Origin of the sequence: Roseibium aggregatum (assembly GCF_014692675.1) — a bacterium.
Taxonomy (GTDB): Bacteria; Pseudomonadota; Alphaproteobacteria; order Rhizobiales; family Stappiaceae; genus Roseibium; species Roseibium aggregatum_C.
Genome location: NZ_JABFCZ010000024.1, coordinates 57,377 through 72,654, shown reverse-complemented (window position 1 = coordinate 72,654; position 15,278 = coordinate 57,377). Strand labels below are relative to the sequence as shown.

17 protein-coding genes are annotated in these 15,278 nt (G+C 59.5%); 6 read left to right on the top strand and 11 right to left on the bottom strand.

The window, feature by feature from the left end:
- Window positions 1-75: 75 nt before the first annotated feature.
- Window positions 76-882 carry a hypothetical protein gene (locus tag HK439_RS20300; protein WP_190293304.1) on the bottom strand — a complete coding sequence of 269 codons (807 nt, stop codon included), beginning with the start codon at window positions 880-882 and terminating at the stop codon, window positions 76-78.
- A 279-nt stretch (window positions 883-1,161) separates the two neighbouring features.
- On the opposite strand from HK439_RS20300, the gene HK439_RS20295 reads away from it, so the two are divergent.
- From HK439_RS20295 to HK439_RS20285, 3 genes are read left to right on the top strand one after another with little or no spacing between them, the layout of a single operon-like run.
- Window positions 1,162-1,803: a class I SAM-dependent methyltransferase gene (locus tag HK439_RS20295; protein ID WP_190293303.1), complete on the top strand. Its 642-nt coding sequence runs from the start codon at window positions 1,162-1,164 to the stop codon at window positions 1,801-1,803.
- A gap of 19 nt (window positions 1,804-1,822) precedes the next feature.
- Entirely contained in the window at window positions 1,823-2,440 is a 618-nt protein-coding gene (locus HK439_RS20290) for a CatB-related O-acetyltransferase (RefSeq protein WP_190293302.1), read from the top strand.
- Window positions 2,424-3,335: a glycosyltransferase gene (locus HK439_RS20285; RefSeq protein WP_190293301.1), complete on the top strand. Its 912-nt coding sequence runs from the start codon at window positions 2,424-2,426 to the stop codon at window positions 3,333-3,335. The genes HK439_RS20290 and HK439_RS20285 overlap by 17 nt, the downstream gene beginning before the upstream one ends.
- Before the next feature lie 4 nt (window positions 3,336-3,339).
- Here HK439_RS20285 and HK439_RS20280 read toward each other — a convergent pair whose 3' ends face one another.
- From HK439_RS20280 to HK439_RS20270, 3 genes are all read right to left on the bottom strand, one after another.
- Entirely contained in the window at window positions 3,340-4,188 is an 849-nt protein-coding gene (locus tag HK439_RS20280) for an FkbM family methyltransferase (protein WP_190293300.1), read from the bottom strand.
- The gene (locus HK439_RS20275) at window positions 4,188-4,931 is read right to left on the bottom strand and encodes a 2OG-Fe(II) oxygenase (protein WP_190293299.1); all 744 of its coding nucleotides are present in this window, start codon (window positions 4,929-4,931) and stop codon (window positions 4,188-4,190) included. The genes HK439_RS20280 and HK439_RS20275 overlap by 1 nt, the downstream gene beginning before the upstream one ends.
- A gap of 93 nt (window positions 4,932-5,024) precedes the next feature.
- Window positions 5,025-5,732: a class I SAM-dependent methyltransferase gene (locus HK439_RS20270; protein ID WP_190293298.1), complete on the bottom strand. Its 708-nt coding sequence runs from the start codon at window positions 5,730-5,732 to the stop codon at window positions 5,025-5,027.
- A gap of 275 nt (window positions 5,733-6,007) precedes the next feature.
- Between HK439_RS20270 and HK439_RS20265 the strand changes: the two genes are divergently transcribed.
- Window positions 6,008-7,252, top strand: a complete 1,245-nt coding sequence (locus HK439_RS20265) for an MFS transporter (RefSeq protein ID WP_190293297.1) — start codon at window positions 6,008-6,010, stop codon at window positions 7,250-7,252.
- A gap of 6 nt (window positions 7,253-7,258) precedes the next feature.
- Here HK439_RS20265 and HK439_RS27270 read toward each other — a convergent pair whose 3' ends face one another.
- The 5 genes from HK439_RS27270 to HK439_RS20240 all read right to left on the bottom strand — a co-directional run bounded on the left by HK439_RS27270 (window position 7,259) and on the right by HK439_RS20240 (window position 11,297).
- Window positions 7,259-8,332, bottom strand: coding sequence for an energy transducer TonB (locus tag HK439_RS27270; RefSeq protein WP_190293296.1), 1,074 nt, complete (start codon window positions 8,330-8,332; stop codon window positions 7,259-7,261).
- Window positions 8,329-8,727: an ExbD/TolR family protein gene (locus HK439_RS20255; RefSeq protein ID WP_190293295.1), complete on the bottom strand. Its 399-nt coding sequence runs from the start codon at window positions 8,725-8,727 to the stop codon at window positions 8,329-8,331. Before HK439_RS20255 ends, HK439_RS27270 begins: the two co-directional genes overlap by 4 nt.
- 8 nt (window positions 8,728-8,735) lie before the next feature.
- A complete protein-coding gene (locus HK439_RS20250; protein ID WP_190293294.1) occupies window positions 8,736-9,116 on the bottom strand; it encodes an ExbD/TolR family protein in 381 nt (126 codons plus the stop codon).
- A complete protein-coding gene (locus HK439_RS20245; protein WP_209011954.1) occupies window positions 9,106-9,747 on the bottom strand; it encodes a MotA/TolQ/ExbB proton channel family protein in 642 nt (213 codons plus the stop codon). The genes HK439_RS20250 and HK439_RS20245 overlap by 11 nt, the downstream gene beginning before the upstream one ends.
- Before the next feature lie 329 nt (window positions 9,748-10,076).
- A complete protein-coding gene (locus HK439_RS20240) occupies window positions 10,077-11,297 on the bottom strand; it encodes a LysR family transcriptional regulator (protein WP_190293292.1) in 1,221 nt (406 codons plus the stop codon).
- A gap of 108 nt (window positions 11,298-11,405) precedes the next feature.
- Here HK439_RS20240 and HK439_RS20235 point away from each other — a divergent pair, with 108 nt between their 5' ends.
- Window positions 11,406-12,779, top strand: a complete 1,374-nt coding sequence (locus HK439_RS20235; RefSeq protein WP_190293291.1) for an aminomethyl transferase family protein — start codon at window positions 11,406-11,408, stop codon at window positions 12,777-12,779.
- A 73-nt stretch (window positions 12,780-12,852) separates the two neighbouring features.
- Here the strand turns inward: HK439_RS20235 and HK439_RS20230 are convergent, their stop codons facing one another.
- Both HK439_RS20230 and HK439_RS20225 read right to left on the bottom strand, forming a co-directional pair.
- Window positions 12,853-13,482, bottom strand: coding sequence for a glutathione S-transferase family protein (locus HK439_RS20230; RefSeq protein WP_190293290.1), 630 nt, complete (start codon window positions 13,480-13,482; stop codon window positions 12,853-12,855).
- A gap of 112 nt (window positions 13,483-13,594) precedes the next feature.
- Window positions 13,595-13,765, bottom strand: coding sequence for a hypothetical protein (locus tag HK439_RS20225; protein ID WP_190293289.1), 171 nt, complete (start codon window positions 13,763-13,765; stop codon window positions 13,595-13,597).
- A gap of 119 nt (window positions 13,766-13,884) precedes the next feature.
- Here HK439_RS20225 and HK439_RS20220 point away from each other — a divergent pair, with 119 nt between their 5' ends.
- A complete protein-coding gene (locus HK439_RS20220; protein WP_190293288.1) occupies window positions 13,885-15,078 on the top strand; it encodes a substrate-binding domain-containing protein in 1,194 nt (397 codons plus the stop codon).
- The last annotated feature ends 200 nt before the right edge of the window (window positions 15,079-15,278 follow it).

Here is a 15,278-nt window from a genome sequence, read left to right as displayed (position 1 = left end):
ATCTGCTGTCTGTTTGCCGGATTTGAAAGCAACAACCGTGCCGGTTCAAGAATGGATCTGGCCGGGAGGCGAGTATCAGGCTTTCGGCGGGAACAGGGAACCGAACTCGACCCGGGGCAGGCTGTTGAGGTTACCGCCGACGCCGGCATTGGCCAGCAGACGCCCGTCGCGCTCAAACGCGGTTCGCGCGAAGGCGAATTCCTCGTTGGCATTGTCCATCAGCGGCCGGCGCGCCTGCACCTTCTTGTCCGCTTCATGGACGTTGTCCTTGCCGGTCATGGAATAGAAATACGGCTGCTCGCCGCCGTAATCCAGATCGACGCCGGCGACATAGACCTCGTCATAGCCGAGGAAATACAGGATCTGCAGGGCGATGATCATCACCGTGCCGCAACTGCCGTAGCCGAGATAAGGCGTCGGCTTGAAGCCGCGCTCGAAAATGCTCTTATGGCCGACAACCATGAAATACGGAACAGACCCCTTCTTCGGCAGCCGTTTCCAGGTTTTCCGTCCCCAGATGCCGAAGAAGCGCAGCGGGATGTCGTAGCGGAGCGCATAGTCCTCGATGTCCTCGGCAAAACGGACATAGCGGTTCTTGTCCGTCGCCACATGGATCGTGACATGGGGCAGGATGCTGTCGAGTGCGCGCAGGCCCATGTTGACCACGCAGACGTCTTCGCCTTCCAGGTGGCTCAGATCGAGCTTGGCAAGCGAGGGGCCGTTTGCCAGGAGAAAGACCCGCTTGCCTTTCTTGGAACCCTGAAGCCTCAGCAGTCCCGGTAGGCCCAGGTTCATTTTCGCCAGGTACCAGACGTAGCGCATGCGGCGCGAAAAGGCTTTGCGCAGGGCAGATATCGGTCCGCGAGCTTCCATCGAAATCATCTGTCTTTCCGGCTGATGTCTGAGGGTGTCCGGGATCGGGTCGTCTCATCGCCTGCGCGCACGAAAAACGCATTTTCCTGCGATTTCAGGCGATGCCTGCTCGGCAATTCCGGGCGCTTTTCAGCCTTTCAACGGCAGGCTGAATTTGCTAAGTGTCGCCGAGTTCGTCAGTTCTAGTTATTCGGCGATGTCCGTGTCAATCGGCAAACGGCCGCCGCAAAATCCGGTCACAGGACCATATTCCGACAGGTGCCGGGATCCAGGGAGCATGGAACAAGAATGAGAGAGCGGTATTTCGCAACCGCCCGGAAAGAGGTTTTGCCTTATCTGCCCGAGGGTCCCTTGCGCATTCTCGAACTCGGCTGCGGCGCCGGTTCGACGATCAATCTGATCCGGCAAAACCGGCAGGTCGACTGGACCGGGGGACTGGAACTGGACGATGAAGCGGCAGTCGAGGCCGAAAAGACCCTGGACAAGGTCTGGCATGTCAATGTCGAGACCTATCCGGTCGAAAACGAGATCGAGAAAGGCTCGGTCAATCTCATTCTCTGTCTCGACGTTCTGGAGCATCTGGTCGATCCCTGGTCGGTGGTCAAGCGGATCAGCCCGCTGTTGGCGCCGGGCGGACGGCTGATCATTTCCCTGCCGAACATCCGGAACTGGAAGTTCATCCGGCGCCTTCTGTTCAAGGGCGATTTCCACTACCAGGATGCGGGACTTTTGGACCGGACCCATCTTCGCTTCTTTGTCAGGGATACCGCGATCGAACTGGCTGAATGCGGCGGATTGGACCTCGCCGTTTGCGCCGACGCCCGTCAGTACAAGCCGTTCGAATTCCGCAAACTGCTGCTTGCTGCCACGTTCGGCGGCCTCACGGACCTGATCGCCAAGCAATATATTGTGGTCGCCGAACGCAGGTGAGGCAAACGGAGACGGTTTGGTGTCGCTGCGCAAGAAAATCCGACGTTTCAAGAACCCGCATAACCTGACGCGGATCCACCTTGCCAGGCTGATCGGCAAGGGAAGGGCGGAGATTGGCGACTTTACCTATGGCCGGCCCCGCGTGCGTTTTTCCGACGGCGGGCGTCTGACCATGGGCCGGTTCTGCTCGATCGCGGATGGCGTGGAGATTTTCCTGGGCGGCAACCATCGCCCCGATTTCGTGACGACCTATCCCTTTGCCGAATTCGCCAAGCTTTGGCCGCAGGAGAAGCCGCTGACCTCGAACGTGAGCTCCAACGGCGATGTCGTCATCGGCAACGACGTCTGGCTCGCGACCTCGGTGCGCGTGATGTCGGGCGTGACGATCGGCGATGGCGCGATTATCGCGGCGGGCGCCACGGTAACGAAGGACATTCCGCCTTACGCCATCTATGGCGGCAATCCCGCGAAACTGATCCGCTACCGGTTCGAACCGGAGGTCATCGAGCAGTTGCTTTCAATCCGCTGGTGGGACCTGCCGGATGCAACGATCAACACGCTGGCTCCCCTGTTGCAGGGACCGGACATATCGGCATTGATCAAAGCCTGTGAGGGATTGCGTGACAGCGGCCAGTGAACGATCGGCAGAGCCGGATGGGTCTGTTCGTGGCGCCGCGATCGCGGACGTTACCCGCCTGCTCGTCACCTATAACAGCGCGGATATTCTTTCCTATTCCATGTTGCCGGAAGGCACGATTGCGACGGTCGCGGTCGACAATGCCAGCCGGGACGGGACAGCCGAACAGGCGCGGGCAATCGGCTACCGGGTGATCGAGATGGAGAGCAACGCCGGCTATTCCAGCGCGATCATGACCGGGCTGAAATCCATCGGAACCGAATTCGCACTGATCACGAACCCGGATCTCAAGATAGAGCCTGACGATATCCGCAAACTGGTTGAGGCCGCGCGGACCTATCCGGATTGCGATGTTTTCGTCCCGCGGATCTTCAAGCCCGATGGCGGTGAATTCTTTCGCTATGAAACCCGGTTCGAACCACGGGTGAAGGACCGGCGGCCGCCTGAGGGCGATGCCTGCGTGCCGACACTGAGCGGTGCCGCGCTCCTGGTCAGGACGCAGCCTTTCATTGCCAACGGCGGCTTCGACACGAGGATTTTCCTCTATTTCGAAGACGATGAACTGTCGCTCAGATATCAGAGGAACAACTGGCCGATGATATTCGTCGGCTCCGCTTCGGCTGTTCATGTCGGCGACGCGTCATCCCCGCCGGATGCCGCCGTGAACCGGATCAAGAACGTGTCGTTCGGCTGGTCTTGGGCCTATGTGATGGCATTGCACGGGATCGGCAATCGGTGGCTTTCGCTTGCCGGGGTCCTGGGCAAGCTTTTCATCTACGCGATTTCATTCCGCAGCCGGAAGCTGCGGCGGCAGATCGGTATACTGGAAGGCTTCGCGCGCAATCTAGCCGGACAACCGGCACCGTTTTTCCAGCAAAAAGGGCAGGGCGAATAAACGCTCAGCCGGCGCGCTTGAAAATCGCGTTGTGGGCGATTTCGTCGTTGCTTAGTCCCTGTTTCGCCAGTTTTTCGCCATTCATGGTGTAATGGCGGCTGTCGATGACATAGCCGCAGGACTTCATGAAGGCTTCGATCTTCGAGCTTTCGCCCTTGTTGATCTCGATCTGGACCGAGCGGGGACCGTCTGCCGAGTTGAGCAGGTTGGACATGCCATTCAGGATCGGCAGTTCGAGGCCGTCGACGTCGATCTTGATCAGATTGGGCTTCGTGATCGAGCCGTCCTCAATCAGTCCGTCGACGGTCATGGCCGGCACAAGTTCGGAGGCAACCGGCGTGAAGGTCTCGTCGGATGTGTCGACCCGGTTGTGCCCGAGCTGGCTTCCCGTCGAGGCCGAAGCCAGCGACACGTAATTGAACCGGACGATGCCCTTCGTATCGGACAAGCCGACGGGAAGGATGTCGACGCGGTCCTCGAAACCGTTGGCCGCAACATTCTTGAGCAGGGTGAGCGAATTCACCTTGTGCGGTTCGACAGCAATGACGCGGCCGCCGGGGCCGACGCGATGCGCGGCTGCGAGCGTGTAGATGCCGATATTCGCCCCGATGTCCAGGAAGCAGTCGCCGGGCTTCGTCTCCCGGTCGATCCAGGCCATGGTTCCCGGTTCCTTGATCCACAGGGACAACGGGCGATAGGCGTCTGTCAGGTTTTCGGCAACGAAGCGGATTTTCGTGCCCTTATCGTCGATTTCGACCGTCGACCCCAGGCGCTTCCTGATTCGCGTCAAAAACTTGAGGACGGTCTTTTCCCAACGGGTCGGCAGGCGGTCGCCGGAGGAGCGCAGAAACATCAGACCTTGCTTTCGATGTTGATCGTCAGCGTCTTGCGCATGGCGGAACCCTCGGGCGCCTTGATCGGCAAGACCTGGTGCCAGGAATTGTAGGTCTTGATGAAGAGGACGCACTGGTTGGGATGGAATTCGAATTCCTTGATCGTCTCGACGTCCTCGAAGGCCATGTACTCGTTCACCTGGTTGTAGATCCGGGTGCGGTCCTTCGGCAGGCACACCTCCGTGCCGCCGCCCCATTCCGTGTTCCATTCGCCGGGCTTCATCATGGAAATGACGAGCGTGATCAGCTTATTGGGTGCATCCGTATGGGGCAGGATGTTCCCGCCTTGCGGCGACATCATTGAAAACTCGAAGCGAGCGCTCAGCTCCGTCTTCCGGCGCAGCCGGGCGTAGAGGCTGGCGTGGCGGCCCTTCCGGCCGGACACGATCCGCCGCCGCTTCAGTCCGAGATCGAGATGGTGGTCCTTCAGGAAGGCCAGCGTGTTTTCGATGAAATCGGGCGACTTGATATAGGCGTGGAATTTCTTCCATTCGGGATTTGCCGCGATGAAGTCCGCGTAATTCGACGGATTGTTGAACTCGGACAGGGAATATTTGTGGCCGAGGCGGGGCATGTATTCGAACAGGTCCTGAGCCGGATAATTCTCCGTCAGGGTCTGATAGAGGCCGTCGTCCAGAACATTCGGGATGTAGCAGACGGGGTAGGGTTCGTATTCAAAGGCGGCGTTTTCGGTCTTGAGCATGGTTGCTACCCGGATGGATAAGATGTCTGCGATTGCGTGCCGGGAAGTCCGGCGGGTAAACGGTCCGCCGATCGTCCCCGACACTTGGAGGGATCAGACCCCGAATTCGATGTTGGTGGCTTTCCATTTCGACAGGCCGCAGAGACGGCGCAGATTGCCGTGTATACCGCGTTTGCGCTCCAGAACCTGAAAGACATAAGCCTCTCCGCGCCAGCCGGCAGCCGCCTTGCGGATGCGCTCGCGCCACCAGCCCGGCTTTTCGATCGTCACGTGCGCGTTCCAACCGTTCGGCAACATCTTTCGGGCCGGGTAGGATGCGATGTTGGCGTAGACGAACTTGTCGGCGTAGCGGAACAGTTCGGCCAGGAACCAGTCGATATCCTCCGCCGGAATATGCTCAAGCACGTCGGTGCAGACCACGCCGTCGCAGGGATCGTCGGGCAATTGGGCGTATTCGGCAACGCCGGGGTCGTAGCAGTGGATCGTCTCCACACCCCAGTAATCCTTGATGGACGGGGTTACGGTGCCGTCGGGCAGGGTCAGGTCTTTCTGCTTGTAGAGCACACCCTTGCCCGATCCGTAATCAAGAATGGTCTTGGCCCTGGTCTGCGCCGCAAGTTCGCGTACCCGCGGGATATGGTCGTAGAGACTGCTTCCGGAGAAAATGTCTTCCGGGGTCAGATCGCCGACCAGGGCATCGTCCCCCTGCAGCCCGCCTTCCTCATGCACTTCGGAATAGATCTTTCCCAGAGTGATGTATCTCGGGCTCGGATTTTCTCGGGAGTAGGTGGTCAATGTCATTCCTTGGAGTACTGCCGAATTGCGTATTTTCCCGCGGATCTTGCGCAGGGCGGTTATTTGGCCCCGATTTATGGCGATGTCCCGCGGTTTTTACAAGCTTTCTGTTTCCTGTCCCCAGGAAGCCGGGGGTAGGGTGACGCCGCATTTAATTTTGAGGCTTTAGCCACCTCCGGGCTTGACCGGAAACATCTGTTTGCATCAAACCGGATTTGATTGTGACCGGCCATGCGAAATCGGATTTGCCATTAGCCGGAAAACAAAAGGACTTTTCCTTCGTGACAGAAGATACTCCGGCATCGGATACCGACAATCCGGCCTCAAAACCCGCGTCACTTTATAAAAACCGGAACTTCCTGCTTTTCCTGCTGAGCCGCACCGGGTCTGTCACGGGAACGCAGATCCTTGCCGTGGCGATCGGCTGGCACGTTTATCAGAAGACCGGAGAGGTTCTTTATCTCGGTCTGATCGGCCTTTTCATGTTTCTGCCCGTCCTGTGCCTGTTCCTGGTCGCAGGCTTCGCGGCGGACCGGTTCGACCGGCGCTTCATCGTCGGCATCTGCAATTGCGTCAATTTCGTCGCCATGACCGCGATCGGCTTCTATCTGATGACCGGGTCGGCGGCGGTCTGGCCGATTTTCGCGCTCCTGGCGCTTAACGGGTCGGCGCAGGCCTTCATTTTTCCCGCCCTGCAGGCAACGCTTCCGAACATCGTGCCTCGGGACGTCTTCGCAAAAGCCGTGGCAACAAACTCCTCCGTGATGACAATCGGGCAGTTGGGCGGGCCGGCAATCGGCGGTTTTCTCATCGCGCTGATCGATGAGAAGGTCTATTTCGTTGCCGCGGTGCTTTTCCTCATTGCCGCAGCGGCCATGTTTCTTGTTCGGGCGGATCTGAAGATCGAGGGCAGGGAGCCGTTCGGGATACCCATGCTCCTTGGCGGGTTCCTCCATATCTGGCGAACGAAAGCCGTTCTGGGGGCCATTTCCATCGATCTTGTCGCGGTTCTTTTCGGCGGTGTCATGGGGCTTCTTCCGGTTTTTGCCGTCGACATCCTGAAGGTCGGACCGGAAGCGCTGGGAGTGATGCGGGCAATGCCGGCCATCGGCGCCCTGGTGGTGGCGGTATCACTTGCGAGATGGGGACTGATCTGGCGGACCGGCCCGAGCTTTTTCATCTCGCTGGCCATTTTCGGTCTTTCCATCCTGGTTCTCAGCCTGTCGACCTCCTTCTGGCTTTCCGTCCTGGCGCTGGCCGTCTATGGCGCATCCGACATGGTCAGCGTCTATGTCCGCCAGACACTGGTGCAGATCGAAACGCCGAACGATTTGCGCGGCCGGGTGAGTGCGGTCAATTCGGTCTCGATCAATGCGTCGAACCAACTCGGCGATTTCCGGGCCGGCACCATGTCGGCTCTGATCGGGACGCCCGCCGCCGTTGCCGTCGGCGCTTGCGCAACGCTCGGCCTGACGCTGCTCTGGTACAAACTGTTTCCCCAGCTGCGCGAGCTGACGAAATTCTGAGACAGGTTACCGGGAGAAACGAACGGGAACGGTGAAACTCAGTGTGCTGCCCCTGATGTCGTCGGGAACCTTCGGCATGGGCGCGGCGCGGTGCACCATCTCGAGGGCTGCCTGATCCAGCAGCGTGTGCCCTGAAGACCGTGCGAGCCGGATACCGCTGACCGCGCCGCTTCGGGCCACCGTAAATCGAACGGTTACCGTCCCCTGGAGATGTTCCCGCCGAGCCTGGGTCGGATAGCGTTTGGCCCGCCGCAGTTTGACGAGCACCTTGCCGTTGTAGTTCGAACGGGCCTTCGTGCCGCCGTCGTTGGATTTGCCGTCCTTGCGGCCGTTGGCGTTGGAGCCACCTGTCTTTCCGGTGATCTGCTCTCCGCCGCGGCGTGCGTTGCGGTCGGATCCCGGAGTCTTCTTTTTCTGTGCCTGCAGCTTTGCGACTTTTTGCTTTTTAGGCGCCTTCGGCTTGACCGGCGGTGCCGGAGTTGCCGCTTCGAGCGCTTTGGCCGGTTTGGCTTCGACAGTCTCCTGGATAACCGGTTGCACTGGAGGCTCCGGCGTAATGGGATTGGTCTCCGGCGCTTCAGCCTTAAGGACAGGGGGCGTTGCAGCTGCGACTTCAGTCTTGGGCGAGGTCGCTGCCGTTTCCTTTTGTGGCTCGACCGCCTTAAGCGCTTCTATCGGGGCTTTCCGAGGGGCTGCGTGGGGTGTTTCGGGAGGGACGGTTTCGGCCGTCACTTGCCTTGTGTCGGTCACGCCCTGAGCTGTTGGCTCGATCGTAGCTGTCTGAACCTGCACGGCCTTTTCTACATCCTGCCTGGTCTGAGGCGCCTGTACCGGTTGGACAGCGGCTAACTCTGGTGCATTTTCGACCGGTTGGATTTCCTCAGGCGGCGCCTCGACTGCTTCCAGAGCGCCGTCGGTCCCGGCAACCAGGTCTTCCAGGGAACCGATCACGGAGACCGCGCCGCCTTCGGAAGCAGCGATCTCCACCTGATCGGGATCCGGTGCGAAATAAGCCGAGATTGCCGCATGGGATGCCACGGACAGGAAAACACCGGCTGCCACAAGACGTGAGAATTTCACCGGGCGCTCTTTCTGGTAATCAGGACCACGTTCGTACCGCCAGCCTTGGAGAGGGCTGCAAGGACATCCTCGAGCTTGTCGGCTGGAAGATCTCCGTCTGCCGCCATCTTCAGCGGGCTCTCTTCAGAGGCGGCGCTCTTTTCGGCCTCCAGCCAGGCTTCGACAGAGATCTCCGCGTCCCGGGCGTGGGTATTGCCGTCGCGATCGATGATGAGGGCGCCTGTCGAGCGGATGTTTTCGTCCTCGGTGATGTCGGCCGGCGGTTCCACACGCCGGGCATCATCCCGGGCGATGGAGCCCGCAAAGAGGAAAAAGATCAGCATCAGGAACACCACGTTGATCAGCGGAATGGTGTTTTCCGGCGGCGTTCTGCGGGCGGGACGTTTCAGGCGCATCGGAGTTCCTATTTCCCGGTCACAAGCACGGTGTTGAGGCCTTCGCGGCGGGCAGCGGACATGACATCGACAACGTCCTGAACCGTTGCGTCCGGGCCTGACCAGATTGCCAGCAGTGTCTTCCTGTCGGTTGCGAGGGTTGAAAACAGGCCGGCCAGGTTTTGACGTTCGGCCGGCTGTCCGTTGAGGTCCATCCGGTTGCTGTCATGGATCCTGAAATAGGCCGGCTTTATCTCGGCGCCGCCGCCTTCGCCGCCATTGGCAACAGGCATGGCCTGATAGCGGGTGAAGCTGGAGGTGAGCATGAAGAACAGCAGCAGTAAGAAGATGACGTCGATGAGCGATGTCAGCCCGACAGGCTTTCTCCTGGTTCTTTGCCTAAATCGCATACCTCGGCTCCGCCTGCTGGGCCTCGAGGGTGACAACGCGGGAGGGACCGCGGTCCGCGGCGGCACCGGTAAAGAACGCGGTGACCACGGCTTCCATTTCCGCCTGTTCAGCCTCGATCCTGCCGTCGAACCAGCCGACGATGGCGGAGACCGGAATGGCGATGGTCAGGCCGACGGCGGTCGTCAGCAGGGCAACCCAGATCCCGCCGGCAAGGACCGAGGGATCAACGGCGGCGCCTGCACCCTGCATGGCCTGAAAGGCCTGGATCATGCCGAGCACGGTTCCAAGCAACCCGATCAGCGGCGCGGTCTGTGCGATCATGTCCAAGGGCCTGAGCCAGGCACGGAGCGTGTTGATGCGGACGTTGCAGACCCGTTCGATGTCTTCCTTCAGGTGATCCCGGTCCGTGCTGCCATGAAGGGCGCGGCGCATGAGCTTCTGCAGGATGTCGCTCAGGATGCTGCTGCAGGCGGAAACCTGCTTCAGGGCTTCCGGGCGTGCTCCGTCTAGCCACAGGTCGAGCGCCTTGCGCGATGGTCCGTGGCGGCCAACGCGCAGCAGCATGAATTGCAGCAGCTTTGCAATGATCAGGGCAAAGGCAACCACCGATAAAATCAGGAGAAGCGCCACGACCGGGCCACCGGATTTTACCAACCCTGCCAGCGGTTTGGTAAAAGGCGGTAGATATTCAAGAGATGTGGAAAGCATAGCAAAATCCGTAGAATGTCCCGTAATATTAAGGTGATTGTTTAACTCAGGAGGATTTCAGAAATCGTCACTGGACGACACATCGCGATCCTTCCATTCGGGAGACCCGAATGGACTGGACACGTTCAACCAGTATGAGGTGGCTAATAAACTTGAGTATTGGCTTCAGGTATTCTTGCTCAAGCAAATATGTTTGGCAAGCAGGAAATGACGGTCAGAGCTGCGCCCCGATGCTCTCCTTGATCCAATTATCAGGTCGGGGTCGGTCCGCCGGATGTTTCGGCGATGAGGTCGCGCAGCAACTTTTCGAAACACCGCAGCACGTCGCTTGGACCTCCGGCTTTCCTGTATGTGATACCGACGGCGGTGCGCGAGTCCGGCAGGTGCACATCCAGTTTCTTCAGGCCATCCGGCAGGGTCTTCAATTGTTGTTCGCCGTAACACAGCAGGGCAATGGAATTGCTGTTGAGGATTACCTTTTCCGCATTGGTGAAGGAATGGATCTCGCAGGTCTGAGCCGGCGGCACCGCGCCCGCGCTCCGGAACAGGGTCTCGAAATAGCTTCTGATCGGTGTTCCGTGCTGCGCCACGATCCAGCTTTCGTCGCGCAGGTCAGCAATCGACAGGTTCTTTTGGTGGCAGGGATGGTCGCACCTTGCCACCAGCGTGAATGTTTCCTCATAGAGATAGGTTTCCCGGAGATCCGGATAGGGCGCGGGATTTCGCAGGACGCCGACCATACAGTCCAGCTCGCCGCGCCGCAGGGCTTCCGCAAGCATGGAATAACTCCCCGGAACGGCGATGAGGCGGAGATCCGGGTTGCTCTTCGTCAACTCGCCGAAGGCTCTGGCGATGAGGTCCTGTCCGGAAAAAGGCAGCATTCCCACAGCAAGTCGTCCGATCAAGCCGGAGCGCGGCCGATGCACCAGATCTTCAATGATGGTCAGCTCCCGTTCCAGTGCGTCGTGAAGTTCCTTCAGACGGCGGGCCTGTGGCTTTGCCTCCAATCCGTCGCGTTTGCGTTCGAACAGGGGTTGCTTCGAATATTCCGTTGCCGCTCCGATGGCGCGACTGACCGCGGGCTGGGTAATGCCGAGTTGCCGGGAAGCCGCAGACGCACCGCCGTAGGTTATGACGGCCGCAATCGCATCGAGATGATGGGAACGCAGGAAGGTGGCGAGCCGGGGCCTGATGCCGTGCATGGCCTCGATATCGTCTTCGGCCGCTTGAATAAGCTTGAGGGCATTGGAGCAGTGGCGCAGGACACCTTCTCCAAGAGCGGTCGGTTCGGTTCCACCCCAGCCTCTTTGAAACAAAGGTACGCCAAGAAGGTTTTCCGCCGAAGCGACTGTCCGTGAAATGGCCGGCTGCGTTGTGGCCAGTCTGTTGGCCGCCTCCGCAAAGCCACGGGCGGACGCGACCGCATCGATTGCTCGTATTTGTTTGAGCGTCAGGCGTTTTTCGCCGGGCATTTCGTAATATTACCAGAATGAAGCCAGTTATTCTTAATGAGCATAAGGCGAAAGTGGCACGGGATGCTAGTCGTGGAGGGACAACGGAACAGGGAGGACCGGCAGAAAATGGCCGACACGTCGCTAGAGGATAAAATCAAACGGATCGGCAATCCGTCCCACATGCTGCAGAATGCGCCGGAGGGGGCTTATGCGTTTCCCATCGCCCCGCAATATACCAACTGGATCGAGGAGGTACGGTCCTGGCGCAACAGCGTGGTCCTGCTGAACCAGTCCTATCACATGACCGACCTTTATGTGCGCGGACCGGATGCGCTGAAGTTGCTGTCTTATGTGGGCGTGAACAGCTTTGCCAAGTTCGGCCGCAACAAGGCCAAGCAGCTCGTTTGCGTGAACCCGGACGGCTACGTGATCGGTGACGGAATCCTGTTCGGCCTGGAGGACGAAGAGTACCTCTATATCGGTCGTCCGCCTCTGGCGAACTGGATCGCGTATCAGGCGGAGATCGGCGATTTCGATGTCACCACCGAATACGACATCCGCAGCCTGGAAAACCCGGACAAGCCGCGCAAGCTCTACCGCTATGAAATCCAGGGCCCGCTCGCGCTCGATCTCCTGAACGAGGTTAATGAAGGCGGTCCGCTGACCACCAAGTTCTTCAACATGGGCGAAATCGTCATTGCCGGCTGCAAGGCAAGGACGCTTTGCCACGGCATGGGCGGCGCTCAGGGGCTGGAACTGTGGGGGCCATACGAAGAGGGCCGGAAAGTCTACGACCGGCTTCTCGAGGTCGGCAAGAAATACGGTCTGCTGAGGGCAGGGTCGCGCGCCTATTCGACGTCGGCGATGGAATCGGGCTGGATCCCGTCGCCGCTGCCGGCGATCTATACCGGTGAGGCCATGAAGGGATACCGCGAGTGGCTGCCGGCGACCAGCTTCGAGGCGGTCTGTTCGGTGGGCGGCAGTTTCCAGCCGGACAATGTGGAAGAGTTCTACCTGACACCCTGGGATCTCGACTACGGCCGCGTCGTCAAGTTCGATCACGACTTCATTGGCCGCGAAGCCCTTGAGAAAATGGCCGGTGAAGAGCACCGGACGAAGGTCACCCTCGTCTGGGACAAGGACGACGTCCTGAAGATCTTCGCCGGCATGATGGATGACTTCCCGGCGCCCAAGCTGATGGAACTGCCGACCGGCAACTATGCGGCCCACCCATACGATCAGGTCCTGCTCGACGGCATGATGGTCGGCATTTCGACCTATCCGGTCTATTCGGCAAATGAACGGGCCTGGATTTCCCTCGCCATGGTGCGCAGCGACCTGGCTGAGCAAGGGACCAGACTCGATATCCTTTGGGGCGAGGCGAACGGCGGCACCGACAAGCCGCATGTGGAAGAGCACAGGCAGATCGAGATCGGCGCGGAGGTTCACCCGTGGCCGATCCACGAGGCCTCGCGTGTGGGATACCGGGCCCAGAAATAACCGGAGACGGACGTGCTGAACAGTGCGGCTGCCGGGGAGGAAACTCTCCGGCAGTTTTCATTTTGTGCGGCGATCAGGGCATCGGAATGGGGGTGGTCACCTTGGGCACGTCGTATCCGGCCTGAACCGCGGGCCGGGCCGCGATCCGCAGATACCACGCCTTCACGTTCGGAAAGTCATTCAGGTCGATCTTCTGCCATTCGAAGCGGGAGACCCAGGGCCAACAGGCCATGTCGGCGATGGAATAGTCGTCGACGATGTAGTCGCGGCCTTCCAGGCGTTTGTCGAGGACGCCGTAAAGGCGGCGGGCCTCGGCGGCATAGCGCTCCTCGGCATATTCGGCCTTGCCCGGGTTGAAATGGCAGAAGTGGTGGGCCTGACCGAGCATGGGGCCGAGGCCGCCCATCTGCCACATCAGCCATTCGATGGTGCGCATGCGTTGTTCGCCGTCCTTGGCAAGGAATTTTCCGTACTTGTCGGCGAGGTAGATCATGATCGCCCCGGATTCCATGAGCTTCAGTCCGTTGTCGCGATCGACGATCGCCGGGATCTTGTTGTTCGGACTGATGTCCAGGAACTCCGGCTTGTTCTGATCGCCTTCCATGATGTTGATCGCGTGGCTGGTGTAGTCGACACCGAGTTCTTCCAGGAGGATGGAGACCTTGCGGCCGTTCGGCGTGGTCCAGGTGTAAAGATCGATCATGTGAGACGGCTCCCCGATTTGATTTGTCTGCATATGCTTTTGAAATGCTTGTTCCCGTCATGATTTAGCTTTCCGGAGCGGTCCGCAATGGGGCGGTGCCCGATTTGGCCTTTCAGCACAGAATTTCGGACGGAATGCGATGCACAAGAGGCGCGCATCTGGCTTTATTCCTGCTCATTCCCGGATCGATGTGCAGGTCATTCAGGACAGGAATTCCTTCAAAGAGCGCGGCAAGCTGAAAATCGAAATATCCTTCGGCATCCCTCCTTGCGTCGATTGACATGAATACTGATTCATGTTTCATATATTTTGCATGTGCCGGCTGGTTCTGTCGTTCCTGGAGGGTGGAACGAGGGAAAGCGCGATAGCTCCCAGCCGGGATGACACGGGAGGAATTTCAGCATGACGTTCGATTACAAACGGCTGACCGGGACCGTCTTTGCCGGTCTTCTGGCGCTGTCCGCAGGGGCCGCACAGGCCGATGACATCAAGATTGCCCATGTCTACGGCAAGACCGGGCCATATAAAGCCTACGCCAAGCAGTCTCATGTGGGGCTGATGATGGGGCTGGAATACGCCACCGACGGCACCATGGAAGTCAACGGCAACAAGCTGGTCGTGATCGAGAAGGACACCCAGCTCAAGCCGGATATCGGCAAGACCGCGCTCGCCGAAGCCTTTGGCGATGACGAGGCCGACATTGCCGTCGGGCCGGTCTCCTCCGGTGTGGCGCTTGCCATGCTTCCGGTGGCGGAAGAATACGAGAAGGTGCTGATCGTCGAGCCGGCGGTTGCCGACAGCATCACCGGTTCGAACTGGAACCGCTATATCTTCCGCACGGGGCGCAATTCGTCCCAGGATGCCATCGCCAACGCAGTGGCTCTGGGTGCGGACAACGTTTCCATCGCGACGCTGGCCCAGGATTATGCCTTCGGCCGTGACGGTGTGGCTGCGTTCAAGGAAGCGCTCGCCGGCACCGGCGCCAAGCTGGTGTTCGAGGAATACGCACCGACCGACACCAAGGACTTCACTGCCAGCGCCCAGCGGATCTTCGATGCGCTCAAGGATCAGCCGGGCCGCAAGTTCCTGTTCGTGATCTGGGCCGGCGGCGGCAATCCGATCGGCAAGATCAAGGCCATGGATCCGGAGCGCTACGGTGTCGAGATCGCCACCGGCGGCAACATTCTGGCGGCCATGAAGGCCTATAAGGAACTTCCGGGCATGGAAGGCGCGACCTACTACTACTACGACATTCCGAAGAACCCGGTGAACGACTGGCTCGTCGCCGAACACCAGAAGCGCTACAACGCACCGCCGGATTTCTTCACCGCGGGCGGCATGTCGGCCGGTATCGCGATTGTCGATGCGCTCAAGAAGGCGGGTTCCACGGATACGGAAGACCTGATCAAGGCCATGGAAGGCATGGAATTCCAGACGCCGAAGGGCAAGATGGTGTTCCGCAAGGAAGATCACCAGGCGCTGCAGTCCATGTATCACTTCAAGATCAAAGTGGACCCGAATGTCGAATGGGGCATTCCGGAGCTCGTGCGTGAGCTCAAGATCGAAGACATGAACATCCCCATTCGCAACCAGTAACAACAGCGTTCGGGGGAAGACCATCCAACCCTTTCCCCGGCCGCCCATCCCTTGAGACCGGCAACGAATTCCGCTTCGTTGAGACGCGGCATATACGGGACGGCCAGACGGATCGCGTTCGACTTCATCCAACCACGAATGCGTGTCCGACGACCGATCCGGCCAGATGTCTCAGGGGATGGGCCCTTATTGAGCCCCAT

Bases quoted from the DNA above. Each gene is read 5' to 3' on its own strand.
- HK439_RS20300 (WP_190293304.1), bottom strand. From the start codon at position 882: ATGATTTCGATGGAAGCTCGCGGACCGATATCTGCCCTGCGCAAAGCC.
- HK439_RS20295 (WP_190293303.1), top strand. From the start codon at position 1,162: ATGAGAGAGCGGTATTTCGCAACCGCCCGGAAAGAGGTTTTGCCTTAT.
- HK439_RS20280 (WP_190293300.1), bottom strand. From the start codon at position 4,188: ATGTTTCTGCGCTCCTCCGGCGACCGCCTGCCGACCCGTTGGGAAAAG.
- HK439_RS20275 (WP_190293299.1), bottom strand. From the start codon at position 4,931: ATGCTCAAGACCGAAAACGCCGCCTTTGAATACGAACCCTACCCCGTC.
- HK439_RS20270 (WP_190293298.1), bottom strand. From the start codon at position 5,732: ATGACATTGACCACCTACTCCCGAGAAAATCCGAGCCCGAGATACATC.
- HK439_RS20255 (WP_190293295.1), bottom strand. From the start codon at position 8,727: ATGCGCCTGAAACGTCCCGCCCGCAGAACGCCGCCGGAAAACACCATT.
- HK439_RS20250 (WP_190293294.1), bottom strand. From the start codon at position 9,116: ATGCGATTTAGGCAAAGAACCAGGAGAAAGCCTGTCGGGCTGACATCG.
- HK439_RS20240 (WP_190293292.1), bottom strand. From the start codon at position 11,297: ATGCCCGGCGAAAAACGCCTGACGCTCAAACAAATACGAGCAATCGAT.
- HK439_RS20235 (WP_190293291.1), top strand. From the start codon at position 11,406: ATGGCCGACACGTCGCTAGAGGATAAAATCAAACGGATCGGCAATCCG.
- HK439_RS20230 (WP_190293290.1), bottom strand. From the start codon at position 13,482: ATGATCGATCTTTACACCTGGACCACGCCGAACGGCCGCAAGGTCTCC.
- HK439_RS20225 (WP_190293289.1), bottom strand. From the start codon at position 13,765: ATGTCAATCGACGCAAGGAGGGATGCCGAAGGATATTTCGATTTTCAG.
- HK439_RS20220 (WP_190293288.1), top strand. From the start codon at position 13,885: ATGACGTTCGATTACAAACGGCTGACCGGGACCGTCTTTGCCGGTCTT.